This window comes from Streptomyces sp. NPDC042102 (genome assembly GCF_055582305.1).
This window is the reverse complement of the sequence record NZ_JBVJDL010000007.1, coordinates 68,146-91,274: the sequence shown is the minus strand read 5'-3', so window position 1 is coordinate 91,274 and position 23,129 is coordinate 68,146. Positions and strand designations below refer to the sequence as shown.

Genomic DNA, 23,129 nt, shown 5'->3' with positions numbered 1-23,129 from the left:
CCGCGGCCGCGATCAGCGGACGGATTCGGCCGGGGGGCGCTCGCGCAGGGCGCCGTAGGCGATGAAGTAGGCCGGGACGCGGTTCAGCCAGCGGGAGTCGGTGACCAGTTCGGTCAGGCGTTTGGCACGCCGCGGGTTGCCGAACGCGGTGCGGCCGGCCAGCAGGGGTTCGATCACCTGGGTGTGGGCCAGGCGCTGCAGGCGCTGGGTGAGCACGGTGGTGGGCCAGCGGCGGTGCTGGACGCGGCGTACGTCGCGCAGGCCGACCGTGCCCGCGCGCAGCGGGCCGACGAGGTAGCGGGCGGCGGCCACCGCGTCCTGGACGGCCAGGTTGATGCCGATGCCGAAGACCGGTGACATGGCGTGGGCGGCGTCGCCGATGCACAGCAGCCCCGGGCGGTGCCAGTGGCGCAGCCGGTCGAGCCGTACGTCGAGCAGTTTGACGTCGTCCCAGGAGGTGAGGGCGTGGGTCCGGTCGCCGAGCCAGGGGGCGGCGGCCGCGAACTGGGCCATGAAGTGGTCCAGGCCCTCGGCGCGGCGGGCGGCGTCGGATCCCTTGGGGATCAGGCCCGCGCACTGCCAGTAGTCGCCGCGGTCGATGAGCGCGCTGAAGAACCGCTCCCCCAGGGCCCCCACGAGCCCGCTGGGGTCGTCCTCGTGGCGCGGCAGCCGGAACCACCAGGCGTCCATGGGGCAGGGGAAGGATTCCAGGCCGAGTTCGGGCAGGGTCCTGGCAAAGGATCCGCGGCCGTCGCAGGCCACGGTGAGGGTGGCCCGGAGCTCGCCGGCGGCGCCGTCCGCGGTGCGGTAGCGCACGCCCGTGACCCGTCCGCGGTCCATGAGGAAGGAGGTCGCCTCGGTGTTCATGCGCAGGTGGAAGCCGGGCTCGCGGCGGCCCTCGTCGGCGAGCAGGTCGAGCAGGTCCCACTGGGGCACCATGGCGATGTAGTTGTACTTGCCGTGCAGCGCCCCGATGTTCCCGACGGTGACCAGGGACCGGTCCTGGCCGATGGGCAGCTGCACCGAGGTGACCCGTCGCTGCGGCAGCCGGGCGAAGCGTTCGGCGAGGCCGATGTCGTCCAGCAGCGACAGGGTGGAGGGGTGCACGGTGTCGCCGCGGAAGTCGCGCAGGAAGTCGCCGTGCTTCTCCAGCACGGTCACGTCCACCCCGGCCCGGGCCAGCAGCAGGGCGAGCACCATTCCGGCGGGCCCGCCCCCCACCACGCAAGCGGTCGTTCGCTCCTCCACGGCAAACCATTCCCTTCGCGGGCATCGGGTGCGCCCCTTCAGGACGTATACCGCACCGGGCCGGGCGGGCACCGTAGCCGCCATGACGCGTCGCGCCCGAGCGACCGGTTCAGGCCGCCGGCTTGCCCGCCTCGCGGCCGTCGACGTACGTCGCCACCACCTCGATGGCGCCGATCCGCGAGACGTCCACGCGTCGCGGGTCGTCGCCGAGGACCACGAGGTCGGCGCGCTTGCCCGGGGTGAGGGTGCCCGCGCTGTCCTCCCAGTGGCAGGCGTACGCGCCGGCGACGGTGTACGCGTGCAGGGCCTCGTCGACGGTGATGCGCTCGTCCGGACCGATCAGCCGGCCGGACTCGGCGGCGCGCTCGGCCATGAACTGGACGGCGCGCAGCGGGGAGCCGTCCGCCACCGGCCGGTCGGAGCTGCCGACCAGGGTGATGCCGTGGTCGAGGAATGCCCGGCCCCGGTAGAGCCACGGCGCCCGCCGCTCGCCCATGACGGCCGCGTAGTCGTCACCGAAGGAGCGCAGGAAGCTGGGCTGGACGACCGCGCTGACACCGAGCCGGGCGAAGCGCGGGAGCTGGTCGGGGCGGATCAGGCCGGCGTGCTCGATGCGGTGCCGGGCGCCGGGGCGGGGCCGCAGCCGCTGGGCCCGTTCCAGGGCGTCCAGGGCCAGGTCGGCCGCACGGTCGCCGATGGCGTGCACGGCGAGCTGCCAGCCCGCGAGGTGGCCGGCGACGATGGTCTCGGTGAGCGCGTCGGGGTCGTCCTGCAACTGCCCGCCGTGGTCGAGTCCTTCGTACGGGGCGCTCAGGGCGGCGGTGCGGGCCATCATGCCGCCGTCGGTGTAGATCTTGAGCGCGCCCACGGAGAGCCGGTCGTCGCCGAAGCCGGTGCGCAGGCCGAGGTCGAGGGCCCGGGGGATGCCGTCGGCGGTGTGCGCGGTGACCGGGGAGAGCCGGTCCGCGGAGACCATGAGCTGCACGCGCAGCGGCAGCAGCCCCTTCTCCCGGGCCAGTTGGTAGGCGCCCAGCTCGACCGGGCTGTGGCCGAAGAGGGTGCCGCCGATGCCGGCCTCGGCGCAGGCCGTGACGCCCTCGGCGAGGCAGGTGCGGGCGGCGCGTCCGATCGCCTCGGCCAGCTCCTCCTGGGAGTACGGCAGGCGCAGCGCGCGGGCGGCTCCCATGGCACCTTCGGCGAGGAAGCCGTTGTCGTGCGGGACGCCGGCGGGGAGCCGTTCCAGGACGGCGGTGTTGACGACGCAGCCGTGCCCGGACTCGTGCAGGAGGTACAGCAGGCGGCCCTGGCTGACGCGGTCGAGTTCGGCGGCGGTCAAGTGGCGCCCCAGGGGCCGCTGGTCGTAGCCGACGATGCTCACCCAACTGCCGGGCCCGCCGCCGCGGGCGACGGCGTCCGCGACGGCCGCGAGCACGTCGTCGGTCCGGGTGAGGCCGGCGATGCTCGGGGTGTGCTGCTTGAATCCGGTCCAGGGCAGGTGGACATGGGCGTCGATGAACCCGGGGAGGACCGTGGCGCCCTGGCGTCGGTGGTGTGTCTCCGGCGGCGGTGCGGGGACGCCGGGGGCCGTCAGCCGTCCATCGACCGGGCGAGGGAACGGGGGCGCAGGTCGGTCCAGTTGGCCTCGACGTAGTCCAGGCAGGCCTGGCGGGTGTTCTCGGCGAAGGCGATGCGCCAGCCGCCGGGCACCTCGGCGAAGGAGGGCCACAGGGAGTGCTGGTTCTCGTCGTTGACCAGGACGAGGAAGCGGCCTTCGGGGTCGTCGAAGGGGTTGGTGCTCACGGTCGGCGCCTCCCGGGAACGAAGCAATTAGGTTAGGCTCACCTTAACGCGACGAGCGTAGCCCTTCGCCGTGCCGCTCACAAGGAGACCGCCATGCGTCCGGGCGAGACCGGCCCCGGTGGCGCAACCGGCGCGGAACGGCCCTTCGCCGCTTACGGGTTGCCGGCCGAGCCGGGGACCGGCGCCCGCCGTCGGCTTCGAGAGCTGGCCGGATCCGGTCCCGCTGCGCCGCTGGGGGTGACGGACTGCTGGTACGCCGAGGTCCCGATGCCCCTGCCGCTACGGCTACGGCTACGGCTACGGCTACGGCTACGGCTACGGCTACGGCTACGGCTACGGCTACGGCTACGGCTACGGCGCCACGGTACAGGCGGACGCCGCGGTCCCGTCGCTCACGTAGTTCTTGCTCAGCGCGTTCACGCATTGCTCGTGCGCGCCGGTGGAAGCGGCCTCGCAGGCCATCCGGACGGCCTGCGGGGCCTCACCGCCCTGCAACTCCCGCTCGACCACGTTGATGCAGGCCGTGACGTCGGCGTGGGCGGCGGGCACGGTGAAGCCCGCGCCCCCGAGGGCGAGGACCAGTCCGGCGAGAACGCCTGCGGAACGGGTTGACGTGCGCATGGGACGCACCTGCTCTCCGGGATCGTCGCGCGGCCCGGGAACCCGAGGCTGACGGACCCGCGTGGGAACGGCGCCGAGCGCACGCGGCCGACGGGCCGCACCAGGGCCCGGACCCGTCCCGGACCGGCTCGGCAGGGCTTCCCCTCCACGTTCGACGCTAGAGCAGCCCGCTGCCGCCCGCACCCGGTGACGGCCGGTCCACCGGCCCTGAGGAGCCGTCGGCCCCGCGGCCGACGGGCGACCGGGAGGAGCCGTTCGGGCGTAGGCTTGGCCCGGCACGGACGGGCGGGGCGGGGGCGGCGCATGACGGCGGGACGAGCACACGGGTGGCGGTCGGACCTCGACGCGGTGGTGGTGTACGCGCAGGGCGCGGTCTGCCGCCGGCTGGCGCGGGGCACGGTGCCGCCGGACGGGCGGGTGCGGGTCACGGGACTGCCGCGCTCGCTGGAACCGGGCTCCCTGCGGGCCCGGGTCCTGGGTGTGCCCGGGGCGCGCGTCACCGAGGCCCGCGTGGAGTTCGAGGCCGAGCCGGTCGCCGCCGAGGTGCCCGACTCGCTCCGGCACGAGGTCGAGCGGCTGCAGGAGACCTGTGCGGCGGCCCAGGGGCGCCGGGACCGGCAGCGGGTCCTGATCGAGGAGGTCGGGGCACTGCGTCCGGTGCCGCCCGCCCGTGCGGACGGCGATCCGCACCGGCGCACCCCGGTCGACGCCTGGCTGGAGCTCGCCGACTTCGTCGACGCACGGCTGACGGCGCTGCACGCCCGGCTCGTCGAGCTGGAGGACGCGCTGCGCCAGGCCGAGCACGAACTCGGCGTCGCCTCGGACCGGCTCGCCCGCGCCTCCACCGCCGCGCCCCCGGCGCACGTGGCGACCACGGTCTGCGCGGCCCTGACTCTCGACGGCACGGGCACGGGTGACACCGAGGTGGAGGTGGAACTGGAGTACGGGGTGCCGGGGGCCGTCTGGGTACCGGCGTACCGGCTCACGCACCGTCAGGGCGAGGACACCGGCACCCTGGTGCTGCGCGCCTCGGTCGCCCAGCGCACCGGCGAGGACTGGACCGGCGTACGCGTCGCGCTGGCCACCGCCGACCTGCGGCGCCGTACCGGCCTGCCCCGGCTCGGGTCGGTCCGGATCGGGCGCCGCCAGCCCGACCTCCCGCCGTCCGGCTGGCGCGAGCCCCCGGCGGGACTCGCCGACCTGTTCACCGGGTACCGTGCGGCCGGCCCGCGGCCGGGCCCGCCGACGCCCGTGGCCGCTCCCCCGCCGCCACCGCCCCGGCCGGTGCCCGCGCCGGTGCCGCCGCCGGCCACGCTGGGGTACGGCGCTCCGGCCGGCCCGCTCCCGGTGCCCGGCGGCGGGTTCGGCGCCGTGCCGCCCGCGGCCCCGCAGGCGGCGCCCGCCCGGCCGGGCGGCCGGGCACGGACCGGCGGCCCCGCCGGAGCCCCTGTCGGAACCCCCGCCCCCATGGCTCCCCCGGCTCCCCTGGCTCCTGCGGCCGCCATGGCTCCCCCGGCTCAGGCGGCTCCGATGGCCCCGGCGGCCCCCGGCCACGCCATGCCGCCGGCGCCCGCGCTGCCGCCGGCCGGTCCGCCGCGGCCGAGCGGCGCCGAACTCGACTACACCGGGCTCGTCCTGTGCGGCCCGGACGAGGCCGGCGACCGCCGGGGCCGGCTGTTCCCGGGCGCGGGCGCCGACCCGGTGGCGGACGGCCACCGCCGCCGCGCCGAGACGGTGGCCGCGCTGCCCCTGCCCGGGCACGCCGTACGGCCCCGCGCGTCGGCGGGTTCCTTCGACCACCGCTACGACGCCGCCGCCCGCGCCGACATCCCCTCCGACGGCACCTGGCACACCGTCACGGTCACCGGGATCCCGGTGGGGCTGCGCACCGAGTACCTGTGCGTACCGTCGGTGGAACCGACCGTGTACGCCACGCTGGTGCTCTCCAACGCCACCGACCAGGCCCTGCTGGCCGGGCCGGTGGAGGTCACCGTCGACGACGAGTTCCTGCTGACCGCCGCGCTGCCCACGCTCGCCCCCGGCGGCGTGCGCCGGGTCGGGCTCGGACCTGCCGAGGGCATCCGGGTCACCCGGCGCACCAACCTGCACGAGTCGACCGCGGGCCTGCGCAACCACATCACCGTGCTCGACCACCGGGTGCACGTGGAACTGGCCAACCGCCTCGCGCGGGCCGTCACCGTCGAGGTCCGCGAGCGCGTGCCCGTCACGTCGGAACCGGACGTCCGGATCGAGGAACGGGCCGACTGGACGGCCCCCGGGACCGGCACGGGGCCGGAGCGGCACGCGCCGGGCACCCGTGTGTGGCGTGTGGAGCTGCCCGCCGGCGGCGACGCCGCCCTCGACGGCCGCTACGAGATCCGCATCCCGGCCGGCAAGTCCCTGGTCGACGGCAACCGCAGGAGCTGACGCACCCCATGTCCACGGACCAGAAGCCGTTTCCCCTGCCCGTCACGGCCGTCACCTGCCTGGAGGACCGCGCCCATGTCGAGCGCACCGCCGTGCTCGACCTCGCGGCCGGGGTCCAGCGGCTGCGGCTCGGGCCGGTCAGCGCGCTGGCCGTCGACCGTACGCTCCACGCCGAGCTGGCCGGCGACCAGGCCCGCGTGCTCGACGTACGGATCGTCCGCGCGTGGACCCCGCGCGGACCGCTGCCTCCCACCGAGGACGACTCCGCCCTGCGCCACCGCGTCCACCTCCTGGAGGAGGAGCGGCGCGGCCTCGAGCAGCGGCGCGACCGGCTGCGGGCCCGGCTCGACCTGCTCGGACGGCTCGCCGCCGATCTGCTGCGGGAGATCGCCGAGGGCGCCGGCTCCGGGGAGTCCGAGGGGCCGCGCTGGGCCCGCGAACTGGACCGGGTGGACGCCGAGCGCGACCGGTACGGCGAGGAACTGCGCGCCTGCGAGGCCCGGTCGGCCGCCGTCACGGTCGAACTCGGCGAGGCCCGGCGGGCCATCGGCCTCGCCGAGCAGGAACCCCCCGAACTGGTCGGCCACATCGAGCTGACCGTGGACAGCGCGGCGGCCGGACCGGCCCGGCTGCGCCTGAGCCACCTCACCCCCTGCGCCCTGTGGCGGCCCGCCTACCGGGCCGTGTTCGACGGGGACCGCCTGACGCTGGAGACCGACGCGATGGTCTGGCAGCGCACCGGCGAGGACTGGTCCGGGGTACGGCTGACGCTGTCCACGGCCCGGTCGGCGCTGGCCACCGATCCCCCGCGGCTGCGCGAGGACCGGCTGACGCTGAAGGACCGGTCCGCCGCCGAGCGCCGTACGGTCGACGTCGAGCTGCGCGAGGAGGAGATCGGGGATCTCGGGCCGGCGGCGGCCCCGGTGCCGGGCCTGCCGGGGGTCGACGACGGGGGCGAGGCGCGGGTGCTCGAAGCCCCGGCGCCGGTGTCCGTGCCCGGGGACGGCCGCGCCCACCGGGTGCCGCTCTCCGCGTTCACGACGTCCGCGCGCAGCGAGTACGCCTGCTCCCCCGAGTTGTCCCCGCTGGTCACCGAGGTGGTGCGGGGCGACAACCGGTCCGGGCACGCGCTGCTCGCCGGCCCCGTCGACCTGGTCCGCGGGAGCGGGTTCGTCGGCCGCGGCACGCTGGACTTCACCGCGCCCGGCGCTCCGTTCGAGCTGGCGTTCGGCAGCCGTGACGACCACCGGGTGGTCCGTGACACCGAGGAGTCCCGCGAGAGCGCCGCGCTCAGCCAGCGGACGGTGGTCACGCGCACGGTCCGGCTGCACCTGTCGCGGTTCTCCGCCCCCGGGGAGCGGGGCAGGCGGGTGGTCGTCGTCCGGGAGCGGATCCCGGTCTCCGAGGTGTCGGCGGTGACCGTACGGGTACGCGAGGACGCCTGCTCCCCGGCGCCCGGCGCGGTCGACGCCGACGGGATCGTCCGCTGGGAGGTCACGCTCCCGCCGGGTGGCCGCCGTACGATCACGCTGGTCTACGAACTGTCGGCGAGCGCCAAGGTCGTCGGGCTCTGAACCGTAGGACACCGCACGGCGAATTCCTCGGATCATCATGACACCCCGGGGAATTCGCCTTTTCTTCCCTGTCGCAAGCCCTGCGTGTTCTCTTAGCGGTGCGGTCCGTGGTGCGCGACCATACGGACGCCAGCACAAGGAACGACCCAGACAGGAAGTAGGGCGGACGTGTCCGGAAGCGAAAGCGAGAACCCCGCAATCCCCTCCCCGGCCCCCACCGCGACGCGCCCCAGGACGAATCAGGACTGGTGGCCCAATCAGCTGGACCTTCAGGTTCTCCGCCAGCAGTCGCCCATGTCCGACCCGACGGGCGAGGATTTCGACTACGCGGCGGAATTCGCGGCCCTCGACGTCGACGCGCTGAAGCGGGACGTGTTCGAGGTGATGACGGCCTCGCAGGACTGGTGGCCCGCGGACTACGGCCACTACGGACCGCTCTTCATCCGGATGAGCTGGCACGCGGCGGGCACGTACCGCATCGCAGACGGCCGGGGCGGCGGCGGCAGCGGCGCGCAGCGCTTCGCCCCGCTCAACAGCTGGCCGGACAACGCGAGCCTGGACAAGGCGCGTCGTCTGCTGTGGCCGGTCAAGCAGAAGTACGGACGGCGGATCTCCTGGGCCGATCTGCTGGTCTTCGCCGGCAACTGCGCGATGGATTCGATGGGATTCAAGACATTCGGTTTCGGATTCGGGCGGGAGGACATCTGGGAGCCCGACGAGGTCTACTGGGGTCCCGAGGACACCTGGCTCGGGGATGAACGCTACCGGGGCGACAGAGAACTCACCGGTCCTTTCGGTGCCGTCCAGATGGGACTGATCTACGTCAATCCGGAGGGGCCGAACGGAAATCCGGATCCGGTCGCCGCCGCGAAGGACATTCGTGAGACGTTCGGGCGCATGGCGATGAACGACGAGGAGACAGTCGCGCTCATCGTCGGCGGCCACACGTTCGGCAAGTGCCACGGTGCGGTGGACCCCTCGTACATCGGCCCGGAACCGGAGGCGGCCCCCCTGGAGCAGCAGGGCATCGGCTGGCACAACACGCACGGCAGCGGCGCGGGCGTCGACGCGCTCACCAGTGGGCTCGAGGGCGCGTGGACGACCGCGCCGACGACGTGGGACAACGGGTACCTGGACAACCTGCTGGGGTACGAGTGGGAGCTGACGACCAGCCCCGCCGGCGCCCGGCAGTGGACCCCCACGGATCCGTCGGCCCAGGACACCGTGCCCGACGCGCACGATCCGGCGAAGCGGCACGCGCCGATGATGCTGACGACGGACCTCTCGCTGAAGCTGGATCCTGTCTACGCACCGATCGTCAAGCGCTTCCACGAGAACCCTGACGAGCTGGCGACGGCGTTCGCCAAGGCCTGGTACAAGCTGCTGCACCGTGACATGGGTCCCCTCTCGCGCTACCTCGGTCCGTGGATCCCCGAGCCGCAGCTGTGGCAGGACCCGGTCCCCGCGGTGGACCACGCGCTGGTCGGGGACGCGGACGTCGCGGCCCTCAAGAGCCGGATCCTCGGCTCGGGACTGTCCGTCCCCCAGCTGGTCACCACCGCGTGGGCGGCGGCCGCGAGTTTCCGCGGCACCGACAAGCGCGGCGGGGCCAACGGGGCGCGGCTGCGGCTGGCACCGCAGCGGGACTGGGAGGTCAACGACCTGCCCGAGGTGGCCGAGGCGCTGCGGACCCTCGAGGAGATCCAGCAGGAGTTCAACGGCTCGGACGGTGCGGTGAAGGTGTCGCTCGCCGACCTGATCGTGCTGGGCGGGTGCGCGGCCGTCGAACGGGCGGCGAAGAACGCCGGGCACGAGATCACGGTCCCGTTCGCGCCGGGGCGTACGGACGCCGCGCAGGAGCAGACCGACGCGGAGGCGTTCGCCGTGCTCGAACCCCGGGCGGACGGGTTCCGCAACTACCTGCGGGCCGGCGAGAAGCTGTCGCCGGAGACCCTCCTGCTGGACCGCGCCAACCTGCTGACGCTGACCGCCCCCGAGATGACGGTCCTGGTCGGCGGCATGCGGGCGCTGAACACCGGTTTCAAGGGCTCCCGGCACGGCGTGCTCACGGAGCGGCCGGAGGCGTTGACCACCGACTTCTTCGTGAACCTGCTCGACATGGGTACGGAGTGGAAGGCGTCGGCCACGGCAGAGAACGTGTTCGAGGGCAGGGACCGGGTCACGGGCGAGGCCCAGTGGACCGCCACGGCCGTGGACCTCGTCTTCGGCTCGCACTCCCAGCTGCGCGCCCTGTCGGAGGTCTACGCGTCGAAGGACGCGGGCGAGAAGTTCGTCCGTGACTTCGTGGCGGCGTGGGACAAGGTGATGAACCTGGACCGGTTCGACCTGCGCTGAACCCGCGGCCCGGTCCGCCGTACGGCGGACCGGGCCGCGTCGGCCGCGGGCAGGGGGAGGCTCCGGCGCGCAATCCGCTGGCCCCGGGCGGCCGGGCCGCGCAGGATGGGGGCATGACCCCGCACAGCAGCCCGTACCCGTACGACACCGTCCTCGATCCCGGCCCGCACCAGGTGGAGTTCCTCCGGCTCCCGGGCTTCGACGGGACGGGACCGTCCGTGTGGGGGATCCTGGTCGACGGCACCGATCTGCGCGTCCTCGTCGCGCGGGCGACGCGCGAGCTGTGGGCGCTCGAGCTCGACCCGGACGACGACACCGCGCGGGAGCGCGAGGAGTTCCTCCTCCGCCAGCACGCGCCGCTGGACCTGGACGGGGACCGGGCCCGGGCGCATTTCCTGGGGGACGCGGAACCGGAGCTGCGGCACGCGCCGAGCGGCGCGGTCACGCTCCTGGGCTGCACGTGCGGGATCGCGGCCTGCTGGCCGCTGCTCGCCACCGTCACCGTCACGGCGCGCACGGTGACCTGGTCGGGGTTCCACCAGCCGCACCGGCCCGAGTGGGGCGAACTGCCCCTCGGGACCCTCGTCTTCGACCGCGCGGACTACGAGGCGGCCCTGGCGGCGCCGCTGCCGCTCGCCGAGGACCCCCTGGCCCCGTTCCTGGGGACGGACTGACGCGCCACCGGGAAGCCGCGCTCCCGCCGCGGAAGCCGTAGGCTCGGCGGAGATCGTCGGCCGCGGGGGTGTCCCCGCCGGTCCGTCCACGCACGTCTACGGGGGACGCATCATGCGCGCAGGGGTCTATCTCGCACATCCGCGGCCGGGCAGCTTCAACCACGCCGTGTTCGACGCGGTGGTGGCCGAACTGCGCGACCGCGGCTGCCACGTACTCGCCCACGACCTGTACGCCGAGGGCTTCGATCCCGCGCTGGCCGCCGGGGAGACGGGGACGGTCGAGGGGGCGGAGCAGGCCTCCGACGCGCAGGTGGCCCTGCACCAGGCGGAAGTGCCGACGCTCGACGCCCTGGTGTTCGTCCACCCCAACTGGTGGGGCATGCCGCCCGCGGTACTCACCGGCTGGGTGCAGCGGGTCCTGGCGCCCGGCGTCGCGTACAAGCTCGGCACCGCGGCGGGCGAGCCCGCCGGGCTGTTGCGGGCCGGCCGGGCACTGGTCCTGAACACCTCGGACACGCCGGCGGAGCGCGAGGAGAGCGAGTTCGGGGATCCGCTGGAGCGGATCTGGTCGGCGTGCGTGCTGCCGTATGTGGGGGTGGACGACGTACGGCGGGTCGTCTTCCGTACGGTCGGCGACTCCACCGACGAGACGCGTGCGTCCTGGCTGCGGCAGGCCCGTGACCAGGCCGCGGCCCTGCTGGTCCCCGCCGGCGCCACCCCGGCCTGACGGTTCTCCCGCAGGGCCCGGGCCGGCCCCGCCCCGCCACGCCGGCGGGCCGCCGGGGTGGCGGAAGTTGTCGGCGTGTCGGGGGCGGGTCGGCGTCCGGGGCGGTGCGGGAGGTCATGATGAGGCTGCTGACGTCCCGTCCGCGGGCGGCGGGCGCGCGTGGGGCGCGTGCCGGCCGCCCGGAACCCGTGGAGGCCCTGGATGATCCGTGTGCGCAGGCCCGGCCTGCCCGTCGTCGCCGTGGTGGCGGTCCTCGCCTTCGGCACCGCGGGCTGTTCGGGCGACACCACGCCGGGGGGCGTCGCCTCGAAGGCGGCGTCCGCCGTGGCGTCGGTGGGTGCGGAGCTGGACGCCGCGGCGGCCGAGGCGAAGAAGAAGCTCGACAGCGTCAAGGACGGCGTGAACGCGAAGTCCGACGTGAAGCTCGGGGCCGTGTCGCAGGACGCCGACGGGCGCAGCACCGTGCCGGTCACGGTGTCCAACACCGCCCCGGACCAGAAGTCGTTCGCGGTCCAGGTCAACTTCCGCGACACCGCCGGGAACCTCCTCGACACGGTGGTGGTGACCGTGGCGGACGTCGCCGCCGGTGCCACCGGGCAGGGCACGGCGCGCAGCACCCGCAGTCTGTCGGGGGACGTCAAGGCCGAGACGGGCACCGCCCTGCGCTACTGAGCGGCGGCCGGGGCCGGCCGGGTGGCGTTGTCAGTGGCGCCGTCTAGCCTGCTCCACATGATCGAGGGGGAATTCGCCGCACCGTCACCCGGTGCGCTCGCCGACGAGGTCGCGGCCGTGCTGATCGGCCGCCGGGACCCCGGCGTGGAGACGTTCGAGCGCCTGCTGGGCGCCCTGGTCGTGCACGGCCACCGGGACAGGGCGGCGCTCACGGCTGCTCTGGAGTCCGTGCCGCGTGCGTTCGCGGCACGGCCGGACCTGCCGGTACGGCGCCTCGCGGGGGTCGTCGCCGCCGCGCGGGAGCCGATACGGGCCGGGGAGGCCCGGGAGAAGCCCGGGGCGGGCTGGCTGGAAGTGTGCCAGCACATGGCCCTGGACTTCGTCGCGGGCGCGCGCATGGCCGAGGTCACCGCACGGCTGCGGTCGGGCGATCCGGTCCCGTTCCTGCTGTCCGTGCCGAGCGGGCCGGCCGGTCTGGTGGAGCCGCACGCTCTGGTCGAGCGGCTCGCGGCGTACGGGCGGCTGGGCGTCCGGCCCGGCCCGGCCGACCTGGGGCAGGCCCTGCTGCGCTGCGGCGGCCCGGTCGATCCCGATGTGCTGCGAGCGGCGGAGCGGCTGGACCTGCCGGAGGGGCCGCGGGTGGTCGACTGGCTGCGGCAGGGCGGCCTGCCCGCGCCGCAGGGGTGGCGTGAGCGGGAGCGTGGCGTGCCCGAGCGTCCGAGCAGGCGCCGGGGAGCACGGATCGGCCGCCGGATCCTGGTCGGGCACGAGGCGATCGAGGGGCGCGGCGCGTTCCCGCGGCAGTTCTGGTCGATGTTCCGGAAGTTCGAGCCGGGCATCCCCTGTCCGCACTACAGCCTGGTGGACGGGCGGGACGCGCACATGGTCGCCGTCCTGCCCCGGCACCCGGAGATCGCCGCGGCCCGGATGCTGACGGGTGTCGCGTCGGCGGCGGACCAGAACGGCGCGGGCGCCCCCGCCTTCCTGGAGGCGCTGGCCGCGGCCGACGGCCCGGCGGGGCCCGCCGTGCACCTGGCCGTCGCGTACGGGCTCGCCGCGATACCGCAGGGCGACCGGGAGGCCGCCGTACGGGCGCTGGTCCTGCTGGCCGCGCGCGGCCGGCTCGACGGGGAGCTGCTGGGCCGGGAGCTCACCGAACTCGTGGGGCTGGGCACGCTGAAGGTGCCGCTGCTGACGGAGTCGCTGCGGGCGGCGGCCGACGCGCCGCAGGGCGCCGCGGGGGTCTGGGCGGTCCTGGCCGACGCGCTCCCGGGACTGCTGGCGCACACCAGGCCGCAGGCGCACGGTGCGCTGCTGGCGGTCGCGGCGGACGCCGCGCGGTGCTCGGGCGCCCGTGGCGAGCTGCCGGAGGTGACCGCGCTCGCCGGCCGGCCGGGGTCGTCGATCCTGCTCAAGGAGGCCCGGCGGCTGCGCGACGTCCTGGCCGGGCACTGACACGGCGACCGGTGCGGCGGGCGGCGGCGGTCAGCCGTGCGGACCGCCGTGCTGGTGCTGTTCGGGCAGATGGCTGTCCGGGTGCACCCACAGCAGGACGTTGGCGGGCCGCTCGCGCTCGTCGCCGAAGAAGGCGAGGACGTCCGTGTCGGAGTGGCGCAGGCTGAAGTGGGTGAGGACGAAGAGGGTGTCGGGGTGTGCCTCGACGACGGGCTTCAGCCGGCTCCAGACGGTGTGGCCGACCCGGTCGGCCCGCTCCAGCTCGGCGTCGTCCAGGTAGGTGCACTCGGTGATGATCACCGGGTACTCGAAGAGCCAGGGGTGGTCCTCGAAGACGCTCACGTGGGTGTCGCCGAGGAAGGCGAACAGCGGCCTGCGCACCTCTTCCTCGACCTCGGCGCCCTCGGCGCGGCGCTGCGCCACGATCCGGCCGAATTCGGCGCCGCGCCCCTCGGCGGCCAGGGTGCGCCGCAGCTCCTCGTACGCGGGCAGCAGTGCCTTGCGGCGTTCCGAGAAGGCGTAGCCCACGCACGGCACCTTGTGCGCGCAGTCCACCACCCGCACGTGGTGCCCGCGCCGGCCGAAGGTGAACTCGTCGCCGCCGCGCACCCCGTGCAGTCGGCAGCCCGCGGCGAGGTCCGGGTCGTAGGCGGAGCCGTGGTTCAGTTCGGCGGAGGCCCGCAGGAAGGTCTCCACGTACGGCAGGGCGGCGGCGGGGAGGTGGATGTCGACACCGCCGGGGCGCGCGGCGAGGTAGTCGAGGTCCTTGGAGTGGTCGTGGTGGGTGTGGGTGAGGAAGACGGTCTCCGGCTGCCGGCCTTCCGCCAGTCCGGCGTCGAGGGCGCAGCGCAGTTCGGGGATGTGGAAGAACGTCTTGTCGTTGGCGCGCGAGTAGCCGGTGAGCGTGAACTCGGTGCCGGGTATCCGCCAGGTCTTCCACTGGCGGAACGGGTGGCCCCGCTCCAGCCGTTCGGGGTGGGCGGGGGTCCGCGCGGAGGCCGGGAGAGCCTCGGCGGCCCGGGAGGGCTGGACGGCCTGGGTCATCGGTGCCTCCGTCGGACCGCCGGGATCGGGTGAGGGGCCGATCGTAGCGGGCGGTGTCGCGGGCGGGCTCCGGGTTTTCCGCGCCGGAGGGGGGCGTGAGCTGCGCCGTCCGGTGCGGCGGCCTCAGTCGTCGAGCAGCCGCCAGGCGGTCAGGGCGAGCCGGGCCCGGGTCAGGCCGGTGGGTCCGGCGGGTCCGGTGAGGTCGATGTCCAGGACCTTCGCGATCTGTTCGATGCGGCGGGAGATGCTGCTGTGGTGCAGGTGGAGCAGGTCGGCGGCCCGGCGCAGGGAGCCGGTGGCGCAGTAGGCGTCCAGCGTCCGGAGGTCCTCCGGGTCGGCTGCCAGCCGGGCGACGGCGGCCACGTCGGCGTTGTCGCGGGCGGCGTCCTGGGGGATCTCCGCCAGGAGGGCGAGTGCTCCCAGGTCGGCGTGGCGGACGACGGGTTCGCGCGGGGTGGTGAAGCGCAGGGCGGTACGGGCCTGCCGCCACGACCGGTCGGGGCTGCCGGCGGTGCCGATGCCCGCGCGGACGTCCGCCGGGAACCGGGCCGGGTCCACGGCGCCGGCCAGGAGGACGCCGACGCCGGCGAGGGGCGCCGCCTTCACGGGGCGGGCGGGACAGACGAGGGCGCCGATCCGGTCGAGCGGGAGCCGGGTGCGGACGGCGACGACGTGGACCGGCTGGGCGGCGGCGAACCCCAGCAGCCGCAACGCCCGTGCGCGGGCGGCCTCGTCGCCGTCGGAGCTGATCGCCAGTTCGACGAGGGCGGGGTCGGCCATGGTGGTGCGGGCCGGGCCGTACCGTTCGACGGCCGCCGCGACGGCGAGGGCGAGCCGTTCGAGGAGGACGTCGTCGAGCGGGTGGGGCGGGCCGGGACGTTCGAGCCACACGGTGCCGATCTCCTCCTCGTCGAGGGTGATCGGCGCGGTGGTGGACGCGCTCGTGGACGCCGTGGCGGACGCGGCGTCCGGGGTGCCGGAGGCCTGCCGGCCGTCGGCAGCCTGCCGGCCGTCCGGGGCCGGGCGGCCGTCGGGGGCGACGCGGGTGGCCCGGCCCGTGCCGTGGAGCCGGATCCCGGCGACGCACTCCGCCAGGCCCGCCGACGCCCGGGCGAGCGCCGGAAGGTCCACCCGGCGTCGCATGAGGGTGTCGTAGAAGGTGACGATGCGGATCGCGCCGTCCACGTACGGATCCAGTCCTGACAGCCGAACGGCCAGTGCCTCCATGGCAGAAGGATAGGAGGCGCGGAGCGCGCCGAGCGGTGCGCGATCGGCCCGGGACGCGCGACGGACGGCGGGTGACCGCCCGGTGCGGCGGCCGTGAGGATGGTCGCCATGGATCCCGAACTCGAAGCATTCATCCCCCTGTTGCCCCGGGCCGACCTGAACGACCCGGCCGCCGCCCGCAAGGACCTGGCCGCGCTGGCCGCCGCGTCGCCGCCGCCGGACACCGCGCACCTGACGGTCGAGGACCGTACGGTGCCCGGCTCCCCGGACGTGGCGGTGCGGATCTACCGCCCGCGAGCGGCCCACCCGGCGCAGGGCGCCGTCGTCTGGCTGCACGGCGGCGGGTTCGTCATGGGCGACCTGGACACCGAGCACCCGTGGGCCACCCGGGTCGCGGAGGGCTCCGGCGCCGTCGTGGTCTCGGTGGGCTACCGGCTGGCGCCCGAACACCCCTTCCCCGCCGCCCTGGACGACGCGTACACCGCCTTGACCTGGGCGGCCGGGAACGCGGCCGGCCTCGGCATCGACCCGGCGCGGATCGCGGTCGGCGGGCACAGCGCCGGCGCGGCGCTCGCGGCGGCCGTGTCGCTGCGGGCGCGTGACGAGCGGGGGCCGGCGATCCGCTTCCAGCTGCTCAACCAGCCGGGAGTGGACGACCGGCAGGAGACGTGGTCGGCGCGGAACTTCACCGGCACGCCCTGGTTCACCCGCGACAAGGTGACCGCGTCCTGGCGGCACTACCTGGGCGGCGCCGCGGCCACCGCGTACGCCGCGCCGGCGCGGGCCGCCGACCTGTCCGGCCTGCCCCCGGCGTACGTCGCCACCGCCGAGTTCGACCCGAACCGCGACGAGGGCATCGGGTACGCGCTGCGCCTGCTCCAGGCGGGCGTGCCGGTCGAACTGCACCAGTGGCCGGGCACCTTCCACGGCTCGCAGGCGATCCTGTCCGCCGCCGTGTCGCAGCGGCAGATCGCCGAGCTCGGGGACGCGCTGCGCCGGGCGCTGGCCGAGTGAACGCGCCTGCCCTCCCCTCGTACCGATGGATCGGGAAAGGACGGACGTCATGAAGATCCGCATGGTGGTGTGCGCGTGCGTGGCCGCGCTGAGCGTGGGTGCGGGCACCGCGGCCGCAGTGCCGGCGCCCGGCCCGGCCCGGGACGCTCTGGCCGCGGGCGGCACAGGACCGGCGACGCCGGACAGCGACGGCGGCGCCCCGGGCTCCGCCGTCGACGGGGCCGCCTTGCAGTCCGCGATGGACGAGGTCCACCGCGCCGGAATGCCGGGGGTGTTCGGCGAGGTGCGCGATTCCGGGTGGACCTGGCGCGGCGCCTCGGGCGTCGCCGACCTGCGGACCGGCCGGCCGGTCACCCCGGGCATGCGCCAGCGCGTCGGCAGCGTCACCAAGACGTTCACGGCCGCGGCCGTGATGCAGCAGGTGGAGCGGGGCCGGATCCGGCTCGACGGGCCGATCGGTGACTACCTGCCGGAGCTGGTGCCGGGCGAGCGCGGCCGGAAGATCACGGTCCGGATGCTGCTCAACCACACCAGCGGGCTCCCGGACTACCTCCTGTACGCCTTCCCCTCCCTCCAGGGGTTCCCCTCGCTGCCGGACATGTCGTCGAAGAGCCTGGACGACAACCGGTTCCGGGAGTTCCGCCCGGAGGAGCTGATCGGGATGGGGCTCGCGGCGCCCGCCGTCGGCGAGCCCGGCGACCCCACGGGGGTGTACTCCAACACCAACTACCTGCTCCTGGGGCAGCTCCTGGAGCGGGTGACGGGCCGCACGGCCGAGGAGTACATCACCCGCGAGGTCATCCGGCGCGCTGGGCTGCGGCACACCGCCTTCCCGTCCGGGCCGCGGATCGAGGGCCCGCATCCGCGGATGTACGAGGCGTTCTTCGGCCTGCTCGACCCGCCGCGCGACTACAGCGTCTACAGCACGTCCTGGACGGGGACGGGGGCCGCGCTGGTGTCGACCATGGAGGATCTCAACCGCTTCTACGCCCGGCTGCTGGACGGGGCGATCGTCAGCCGGGCGTCGCTGGCGCAGATGCAGCGGACGATCCCGGTGCGCGCCCTGGACGGCACGACGGTCCAGTACGGGCTCGGTCTGCACCGGGTCGACGTGCCGGGGTGCGGCACGTTCTGGGGCCACGACGGGACGGTCTGGGGCGCCGGGACGCTGTCCCTGACCCGGGCGGACGGCCGGCGCCAGATGTCCTTCGCGGTGAACCTGATGCGGTGGAACACCCTCGACGCGTCGGGGCGGCCCCGGCCCCACCCCCTGGACGGCGCGCTGGCGCAGCTGCACCGGCAGGCGATGTGCGGCGCCGGTGCCGCCCCGGTTCCGGCCGCCGCCGCCGGCCCCGCCCGCGGATCACTTCCGTAGGGCGGCGACGATGTCCTCCACCGCGGGGCGGGCCCGCTCGGCGTCCTCGGGGACGAAGCCGATGCGGGTGCGCCGGTGGAGGACGTCGTCGGCGTCGAGGGCGCCCTCGTGCGTGATCGCGTACTCGATCTCGGCCCGCGTGATGTTGATGGTCTCGGCGACGCGCTCCGTCGCACCGGGAAGGGTGGCGGACGCGAGGACGGCGTCGGCCTCGCCGCCGTAGCGGGCGATCAGCGGGGCCGGGGCCGTGGCCCGGGTGGCGGGCCGGCTCGCGGGGTGGCCGGGGGCGCCCACGAGCGGCAGGTCCGCGGTACGGCAGGGGGCGGTGGTCAGGCCACGGGCACGGCAGGCCAGGTCGACGGTGTCCTGCGCCATCCTGCGGTACGTGGTGAGCTTGCCGCCGACCACGGTGATCACGCCGGTCGGGGATTCCCGTACGGCGTGGCGGCGCGAGAGGTCGGCGGTCTGGCCGCCGCCGGCGTCGATGAGCGGCCGCAGCCCGGCGAACGAGCCGCGGATGTCGGCGCGGGTCACGTCGCGGGCGAGCGCGGTGTTCACCGTCGCGAGCAGGAAGTCGATCTCCGCGTCGGTGGGCCGGGGCTCGTCGGGGATCGGACCGGGCGCGTCCTCGTCGGTCAGGCCCACCATGACGCGCCCCAGCTGCTGCGGCAGCGCGAACACGAACCGGCTGGTCGAGCCGGGCACGGGGACGGTGAGTGCGGCCTGCGGCCGGCCGAACAGCGCGGAGTCGAAGACCAGGTGCGTACCCCGGCTGGGCCGCAGCCGGATCGACGCGTCGACCTCCCCGGCCCAGACACCGGTGGCGTTCACGACCGCGCGGGCGCGCACCGTGAAGCCGCCGCCGGTGAGCGCGTCGGTCAGCAGGGCCGACTCTCCCGTGACCTCGCTCGCGCGGACCCGGGTGAGGATCCGGGCCCCGTGTCCGGCGGCGGTGCGGGCGAGGGCCACAACCAGGCGCGCGTCGTCGACGAGTTGCCCGTCGTGCGCGACCAGGGCGCCGCGCAGGCCTTCGGTGCGTACGGCGGGCACGAGGCCGACGGTGGTCCGCGGGCCGACCCGGCGGGCCCGGGGCAGGACGGCCGCGGGCGTGCGGGCTCCCACGCGCAGGGCGTCGCCGGCGAGGAACCCGGTGCGCACCAGGGCCGCGGTGCTCCGGGAGACCGACGGCAGCAGCGGCACCGCCTGGGGCAGGGCGCGGATCAGGTGCGGGGCGGTACGGGTCATCAGCACGCCCCGCTCCACGGCGCTCTCGTGGGCGACGCCGACGCGGCCGGAGGCCAGGTACCGCAGGCCGCCGTGGACGAGCTTGGAACTCCAGCGGCTGGTACCGAAGGCGAGGTCGCGCGCCTCGACGAGGACCGTGCTCAGTCCGCGGGAGGCGGCGTCGAGCGCGATCCCGGCGCCGGTCACCCCGCCGCCGATGACAAGGAGGTCGACGGGGGCGCCGGCGGCGAGCGCGTCGAGGTCGTCGGCGCGGCGCGTCGCGTCGAGGGCGGTCGGGGCGGTTCGGTTCATGGCCTCAGGTATCCGTTCAGTGCGATCGCCAGCTCTCGGCGCCACGCGGCCTCGGGCAACAGCTCGGCGACCATGCGGTGCGATTGAACTGTGGACTGGGTGATCAGCAACACCATGGCGGCGATCTCGGTCGGTTCCCCGGCGCGGATCGTCCCGCCCCGCTGACCCGCCACGAGGGCCTCGCGCAGCCGGTCGAGCAGGCCCCGCTGACTCGTACCCAGCCGCTGGGTGACGTACTCGACGAGGAGGTCCGCCTCGCTGTGCAGCAGGCCGCCGAGGACCGGGTGGTCCCTGATGAGTACGGCGATCCCGACGATCCACTCCACCAGGGCCGCCCGGTCGTCGCCGCGGCGCGGGTTGCGCTCGACCGTGGTGAGGATCTCCCTGGTCAGGAGCGCTCCGACCAGGGCCCGGACGTCAGGCCAGCGGCGGTACACGGTGGGGCGGCTGACGCCGGCGCGGCGCGCGATCTCGGCCAGCTGGACGCGCTTGCCGAGCACGGCGACCAGTTCGGCCGCCGCGTCGAGGATCTGGTCGTCGATGGTGCGGGACTCTTCGCCGGCCGGGTCAGCGGCCGGACCGCCGCCCGGTTCCTCCGTCGAGGGAGTGTTACTGATTGACATGATGTGGAAAACTGTAACGCATGTCTACCGACCCGCACCTCTCGGCGGACCGCGCCGCGGCCCTGCCCCTGCCCCCCATGGCCTGGAACGCGTGGGGCGACCCGGCCCTGGCCGTCTCGCTCTCCGACGACGTCTCGTCCCTGCTGCGCACCCTCCTGGAGATCTCCCCCCGCGAGTCCGGTGAGTCCGGTGAACCCGGTGAGTCCAGTGAGTCCGGTGAGTCCGGTGAGTCGCGGGAAGGCGGCGCCCCGGCGAGCGCCGAGGACGCCGCGCTGGTCCCCTCCCGGCTCAGCGGGGTGCACCTCAAGGCCCTCTCCGCGATCGTCGGGGAGGAGTACGTCAGCGTCCGCGACGGCGACCGGCTGCCGCGGGCCGGCGGCAAGTCCACGCTGGACCTGCTGCGGCGGCGCAGCGCCGGGCCGCAGGACGCGCCCGACGTCGTCGTCGTACCGGGCACCGAGGAGGAGATCGCGGCCGTCCTGGAGCTCTGCGCGCAGCAGCGGATAGCCGTGGTCCCGTTCGGCGGCGGGACGAGCGTGGTCGGCGGCGTGGACCCGGTGCGCGGCGCGTTCGCCGCCGTCCTCTGCCTGGACCTGCGCCGCTTCGACGCGCTGCTCTCGCTCGACGAGGTCTCGGGCGAGGCCGTGCTCGGCGCGGGGCTGACCGGTCCGCGCGCCGAGGAACTGCTCGCGGAGCGCGGCTTCGAACTGGGCCACTACCCGCAGAGCTTCCGTTTCGCCACCATCGGCGGGTTCGCCGCCACCCGTTCCTCGGGGCAGGACTCGGCCGGCTTCGGACGGTTCGACGACATGGTCCGCGGGCTGCGCGTGATCACCCCGGCCGGTGTGCTCGACCTCGGTCGCGGCCCGGCCTCGGCGGCCGGCCCGGACCTGCGCCAGCTGTTCCTCGGCTCCGAGGGCGTCCTCGGCATCATCACCGCCGTCCGGCTGCGCGTGCACCCGGTGCCCGCGGTCAAGCGGTACGAGGCGTGGAGCTTCCCCGACTTCGAGACCGGGGCCGCCGCGCTGCGGGCCGTCGAACAGCAGGGGACGGGCCCGACGGTCCTGCGGCTGTCGGACGAGACCGAGACGGCCGTCAACCTCGCGATGACGGCGAAGATCGGTGCCCCGCAGGAGGTCAGCGGCTGCCTGGCCGTGACCGTGTTCGAGGGCGCCGAGGAGACGACCACCGCGCGGCACGAGCTGACGCGCGCGGTGCTCCTGGCGCACGGCGGCACCTCGCTCGGCGAGGACCCCGCCCGCGGGTGGGAGCACGGCCGGTTCGGCGCTCCGTACCTGAGGGACGCGCTGCTGGACCACGGCGCGCTGTGCGAGACCCTGGAGACCGCCACCGGCTGGTCGAACCTGGCGCGGCTGAAGTCCGCGGTGACCACGGCCCTCCAGGGCGCCCTGCAGGCCACGGGCAGCACCTCGCTGGTGATGTGTCACATCTCGCACGTGTACGAGACGGGCGCCTCGCTGTACTTCACCGTGGTGGCCGCGCAGCGTGGCGACGCGATCGGGCAGTGGCAGGCCGCGAAGCGAGCGGCGAGCGACGCCATCATGGCCAACGGCGGCACCATCACCCACCATCACGCGGTCGGCACCGACCACCGCCCGTGGATGGAGCAGGAGATCGGCGAGCTGGGCGCGGCGGTCCTGCGGGCCGTCAAGGGCGCGGTGGACCCGGTGGGCATCCTCAACCCCGGAAAGCTCATCCCGTGAGACCGGGTCCGGGGACGGGGCCGGAGCCGCAGGAGCCGGAGCGGGAACGGGAGCGGGAGCCGGAGCGGCGGACGCTGGGGACGGTCCTGCTGCTGACGAACCCGCAGGCCGGTGCCGGCACGGCCGCCCAGGCGGCCGGCGTGGCGGCCGGCCGGCTGCGGGAGCGCGGCATCGAGGTCCGCGCCGCGGCCGGGACGGACCCGGCGGACGCGGTACGCATCGCGCGGGAGGCCGTCGCCGAAGGCGTCGACGCCGTGGTGGTCGCGGGCGGGGACGGCATGATCGCGCTGGCGGTGCAGGCCCTGGCGCGCACCGGCGTACCGCTGGGCGTGGTGCCCAGCGGTACGGGCAACGACCTGGCGCGGGCGTTCGGGCTCCCGCTGGGCGACCCGCGGGCGGCCGCCGACGTGATCGCCGCCGGGCTGGTGCGCCAGGTCGACACCGGACGGATCGTCACCGCCGACGGCGCGGGACGGTACTTCGCCTCCGTCCTCGCGATCGGCTTCGACTCCCTGGTCAGCGACCGGGCGAACCGGATGACCTGGCCGCGCGGGCGGATGAAGTACAACCTGGCGATGCTGCGCGAGCTGGCCGGCCTGCGTCCGCTGCCGTTCCGCCTGGTGCTCGACGGCCGGGAGACGGTGGAGCGGCGGCTGACGCTGGCCGCGGTGGGCAACACCCGCAGCTACGGCGGCGGGATGCTGATCTGCCCGGACGCCGACCCCGGCGACGGCCGGCTCGACGTGACCCTCGTCGATGCGATGCCGCGCGCGAAGCTGGTGCGGTTCTTCCCGACCGTCTTCAAGGGCACCCACGTCCGCCACAGCGCGGTGGCCACGCACCGGGTGGCCGCGCTGCGCATCGAGTCGCCGGGTATCAACGCGTACGCGGACGGGGACCTGGCGGGCCCGCTGCCCGCCGACATCACGGTGGTCCCCCGTTCCCTGTCGCTGCTGGTCCCGTCGTAGCACCGGCCGCGCCCCCGCCCGGCGGTCCTGACCCCGGGCGGGGGTCAGGACCGAGGGCAGGGGCG

At 75.2% G+C, this 23,129-nt stretch carries 19 protein-coding genes; 11 read left to right on the top strand and 8 right to left on the bottom strand.

What is annotated here, in order from left to right:
- Nucleotides 1-12: 12 nt before the first annotated feature.
- The 4 genes from ACZ6KO_RS26060 to ACZ6KO_RS26045 all read right to left on the bottom strand — a co-directional run bounded on the left by ACZ6KO_RS26060 (nt 13) and on the right by ACZ6KO_RS26045 (nt 3,669).
- Nucleotides 13-1,200: an FAD-dependent oxidoreductase gene (locus ACZ6KO_RS26060; protein WP_469306576.1), complete on the bottom strand. Its 1,188-nt coding sequence runs from the start codon at nt 1,198-1,200 to the stop codon at nt 13-15.
- A gap of 157 nt (nt 1,201-1,357) precedes the next feature.
- Complete coding sequence (locus ACZ6KO_RS26055) at nt 1,358-2,908, bottom strand: amidohydrolase (RefSeq protein WP_469306575.1); 1,551 nt, start codon at nt 2,906-2,908, stop codon at nt 1,358-1,360.
- Nucleotides 2,836-3,048, bottom strand: a complete 213-nt coding sequence (locus ACZ6KO_RS26050) for an MbtH family protein (protein ID WP_469306432.1) — start codon at nt 3,046-3,048, stop codon at nt 2,836-2,838. The genes ACZ6KO_RS26055 and ACZ6KO_RS26050 overlap by 73 nt, the downstream gene beginning before the upstream one ends.
- A 351-nt stretch (nt 3,049-3,399) precedes the next feature.
- Complete coding sequence (locus ACZ6KO_RS26045; RefSeq protein WP_469306431.1) at nt 3,400-3,669, bottom strand: hypothetical protein; 270 nt, start codon at nt 3,667-3,669, stop codon at nt 3,400-3,402.
- A 303-nt stretch (nt 3,670-3,972) separates the two neighbouring features.
- On the opposite strand from ACZ6KO_RS26045, the gene ACZ6KO_RS26040 reads away from it, so the two are divergent.
- The 7 genes from ACZ6KO_RS26040 (at nt 3,973) to ACZ6KO_RS26010 (ending at nt 13,553) form a co-directional block, all read left to right on the top strand.
- Nucleotides 3,973-6,096, top strand: coding sequence for a DUF4139 domain-containing protein (locus ACZ6KO_RS26040; RefSeq protein WP_469306430.1), 2,124 nt, complete (start codon nt 3,973-3,975; stop codon nt 6,094-6,096).
- An 8-nt stretch (nt 6,097-6,104) separates the two neighbouring features.
- Complete coding sequence (locus ACZ6KO_RS26035; RefSeq protein ID WP_469306429.1) at nt 6,105-7,670, top strand: DUF4139 domain-containing protein; 1,566 nt, start codon at nt 6,105-6,107, stop codon at nt 7,668-7,670.
- A 168-nt stretch (nt 7,671-7,838) separates the two neighbouring features.
- Entirely contained in the window at nt 7,839-10,025 is a 2,187-nt protein-coding gene (katG, locus tag ACZ6KO_RS26030) for a catalase/peroxidase HPI (protein WP_469306428.1), read from the top strand.
- 113 nt (nt 10,026-10,138) lie between these two features.
- Nucleotides 10,139-10,699, top strand: coding sequence for a hypothetical protein (locus ACZ6KO_RS26025; protein ID WP_469306427.1), 561 nt, complete (start codon nt 10,139-10,141; stop codon nt 10,697-10,699).
- A gap of 112 nt (nt 10,700-10,811) precedes the next feature.
- Nucleotides 10,812-11,426 (top strand): NAD(P)H-dependent oxidoreductase, encoded by a 615-nt coding sequence (locus ACZ6KO_RS26020; protein ID WP_469306426.1) that lies wholly within the window; start codon nt 10,812-10,814, stop codon nt 11,424-11,426.
- A 201-nt stretch (nt 11,427-11,627) separates the two neighbouring features.
- Complete coding sequence (locus ACZ6KO_RS26015) at nt 11,628-12,098, top strand: hypothetical protein (protein ID WP_469306425.1); 471 nt, start codon at nt 11,628-11,630, stop codon at nt 12,096-12,098.
- Nucleotides 12,099-12,155: 57 nt separating this feature from the next.
- Nucleotides 12,156-13,553, top strand: a complete 1,398-nt coding sequence (locus ACZ6KO_RS26010; RefSeq protein ID WP_469306424.1) for a DUF7824 domain-containing protein — start codon at nt 12,156-12,158, stop codon at nt 13,551-13,553.
- A 30-nt stretch (nt 13,554-13,583) separates the two neighbouring features.
- Here ACZ6KO_RS26010 and ACZ6KO_RS26005 read toward each other — a convergent pair whose 3' ends face one another.
- Both ACZ6KO_RS26005 and ACZ6KO_RS26000 read right to left on the bottom strand, forming a co-directional pair.
- Complete coding sequence (locus ACZ6KO_RS26005) at nt 13,584-14,597, bottom strand: MBL fold metallo-hydrolase (protein WP_469306423.1); 1,014 nt, start codon at nt 14,595-14,597, stop codon at nt 13,584-13,586.
- Between the two features lie 123 nt (nt 14,598-14,720).
- Complete coding sequence (locus ACZ6KO_RS26000) at nt 14,721-15,824, bottom strand: helix-turn-helix domain-containing protein (protein WP_469306422.1); 1,104 nt, start codon at nt 15,822-15,824, stop codon at nt 14,721-14,723.
- A gap of 108 nt (nt 15,825-15,932) precedes the next feature.
- On the opposite strand from ACZ6KO_RS26000, the gene ACZ6KO_RS25995 reads away from it, so the two are divergent.
- Together ACZ6KO_RS25995 and ACZ6KO_RS25990 are read left to right on the top strand one after the other, a co-directional pair.
- Nucleotides 15,933-16,838, top strand: a complete 906-nt coding sequence (locus ACZ6KO_RS25995; RefSeq protein ID WP_469306421.1) for an alpha/beta hydrolase — start codon at nt 15,933-15,935, stop codon at nt 16,836-16,838.
- A gap of 49 nt (nt 16,839-16,887) precedes the next feature.
- Complete coding sequence (locus tag ACZ6KO_RS25990; RefSeq protein ID WP_469306420.1) at nt 16,888-18,213, top strand: serine hydrolase domain-containing protein; 1,326 nt, start codon at nt 16,888-16,890, stop codon at nt 18,211-18,213.
- On the opposite strand, the gene ACZ6KO_RS25985 is transcribed toward ACZ6KO_RS25990, so the two are convergent.
- Together ACZ6KO_RS25985 and ACZ6KO_RS25980 are read right to left on the bottom strand one after the other, a co-directional pair.
- Nucleotides 18,202-19,749 (bottom strand): glycerol-3-phosphate dehydrogenase/oxidase, encoded by a 1,548-nt coding sequence (locus tag ACZ6KO_RS25985; RefSeq protein ID WP_469306419.1) that lies wholly within the window; start codon nt 19,747-19,749, stop codon nt 18,202-18,204. The two genes, ACZ6KO_RS25990 and ACZ6KO_RS25985, sit on opposite strands and share 12 nt — an antisense overlap.
- Entirely contained in the window at nt 19,746-20,372 is a 627-nt protein-coding gene (locus ACZ6KO_RS25980; RefSeq protein WP_469306418.1) for a TetR/AcrR family transcriptional regulator, read from the bottom strand. Before ACZ6KO_RS25980 ends, ACZ6KO_RS25985 begins: the two co-directional genes overlap by 4 nt.
- Nucleotides 20,373-20,392: 20 nt before the next feature.
- Here ACZ6KO_RS25980 and ACZ6KO_RS25975 point away from each other — a divergent pair, with 20 nt between their 5' ends.
- Together ACZ6KO_RS25975 and ACZ6KO_RS25970 are read left to right on the top strand one after the other, a co-directional pair.
- Entirely contained in the window at nt 20,393-22,096 is a 1,704-nt protein-coding gene (locus ACZ6KO_RS25975) for an FAD-binding oxidoreductase (RefSeq protein WP_469306417.1), read from the top strand.
- A complete protein-coding gene (locus ACZ6KO_RS25970; RefSeq protein WP_469306416.1) occupies nt 22,093-23,064 on the top strand; it encodes a diacylglycerol kinase in 972 nt (323 codons plus the stop codon). The genes ACZ6KO_RS25975 and ACZ6KO_RS25970 overlap by 4 nt, the downstream gene beginning before the upstream one ends.
- Nucleotides 23,065-23,129: the final 65 nt, after the last annotated feature.

Bases quoted from the DNA above. Each gene is read 5' to 3' on its own strand.
- ACZ6KO_RS26060 (WP_469306576.1), bottom strand. From the start codon at position 1,200: ATGGTGCTCGCCCTGCTGCTGGCCCGGGCCGGGGTGGACGTGACCGTG.
- ACZ6KO_RS26045 (WP_469306431.1), bottom strand. From the start codon at position 3,669: ATGCGCACGTCAACCCGTTCCGCAGGCGTTCTCGCCGGACTGGTCCTC.
- ACZ6KO_RS26040 (WP_469306430.1), top strand. From the start codon at position 3,973: ATGACGGCGGGACGAGCACACGGGTGGCGGTCGGACCTCGACGCGGTG.
- ACZ6KO_RS26035 (WP_469306429.1), top strand. From the start codon at position 6,105: ATGTCCACGGACCAGAAGCCGTTTCCCCTGCCCGTCACGGCCGTCACC.
- ACZ6KO_RS26025 (WP_469306427.1), top strand. From the start codon at position 10,139: ATGACCCCGCACAGCAGCCCGTACCCGTACGACACCGTCCTCGATCCC.
- ACZ6KO_RS26020 (WP_469306426.1), top strand. From the start codon at position 10,812: ATGCGCGCAGGGGTCTATCTCGCACATCCGCGGCCGGGCAGCTTCAAC.
- ACZ6KO_RS26015 (WP_469306425.1), top strand. From the start codon at position 11,628: ATGATCCGTGTGCGCAGGCCCGGCCTGCCCGTCGTCGCCGTGGTGGCG.
- ACZ6KO_RS26010 (WP_469306424.1), top strand. From the start codon at position 12,156: ATGATCGAGGGGGAATTCGCCGCACCGTCACCCGGTGCGCTCGCCGAC.
- ACZ6KO_RS26005 (WP_469306423.1), bottom strand. From the start codon at position 14,597: ATGACCCAGGCCGTCCAGCCCTCCCGGGCCGCCGAGGCTCTCCCGGCC.
- ACZ6KO_RS26000 (WP_469306422.1), bottom strand. From the start codon at position 15,824: ATGGAGGCACTGGCCGTTCGGCTGTCAGGACTGGATCCGTACGTGGAC.
- ACZ6KO_RS25995 (WP_469306421.1), top strand. From the start codon at position 15,933: ATGGATCCCGAACTCGAAGCATTCATCCCCCTGTTGCCCCGGGCCGAC.
- ACZ6KO_RS25990 (WP_469306420.1), top strand. From the start codon at position 16,888: ATGAAGATCCGCATGGTGGTGTGCGCGTGCGTGGCCGCGCTGAGCGTG.
- ACZ6KO_RS25985 (WP_469306419.1), bottom strand. From the start codon at position 19,749: ATGAACCGAACCGCCCCGACCGCCCTCGACGCGACGCGCCGCGCCGAC.
- ACZ6KO_RS25980 (WP_469306418.1), bottom strand. From the start codon at position 20,372: ATGTCAATCAGTAACACTCCCTCGACGGAGGAACCGGGCGGCGGTCCG.
- ACZ6KO_RS25975 (WP_469306417.1), top strand. From the start codon at position 20,393: ATGTCTACCGACCCGCACCTCTCGGCGGACCGCGCCGCGGCCCTGCCC.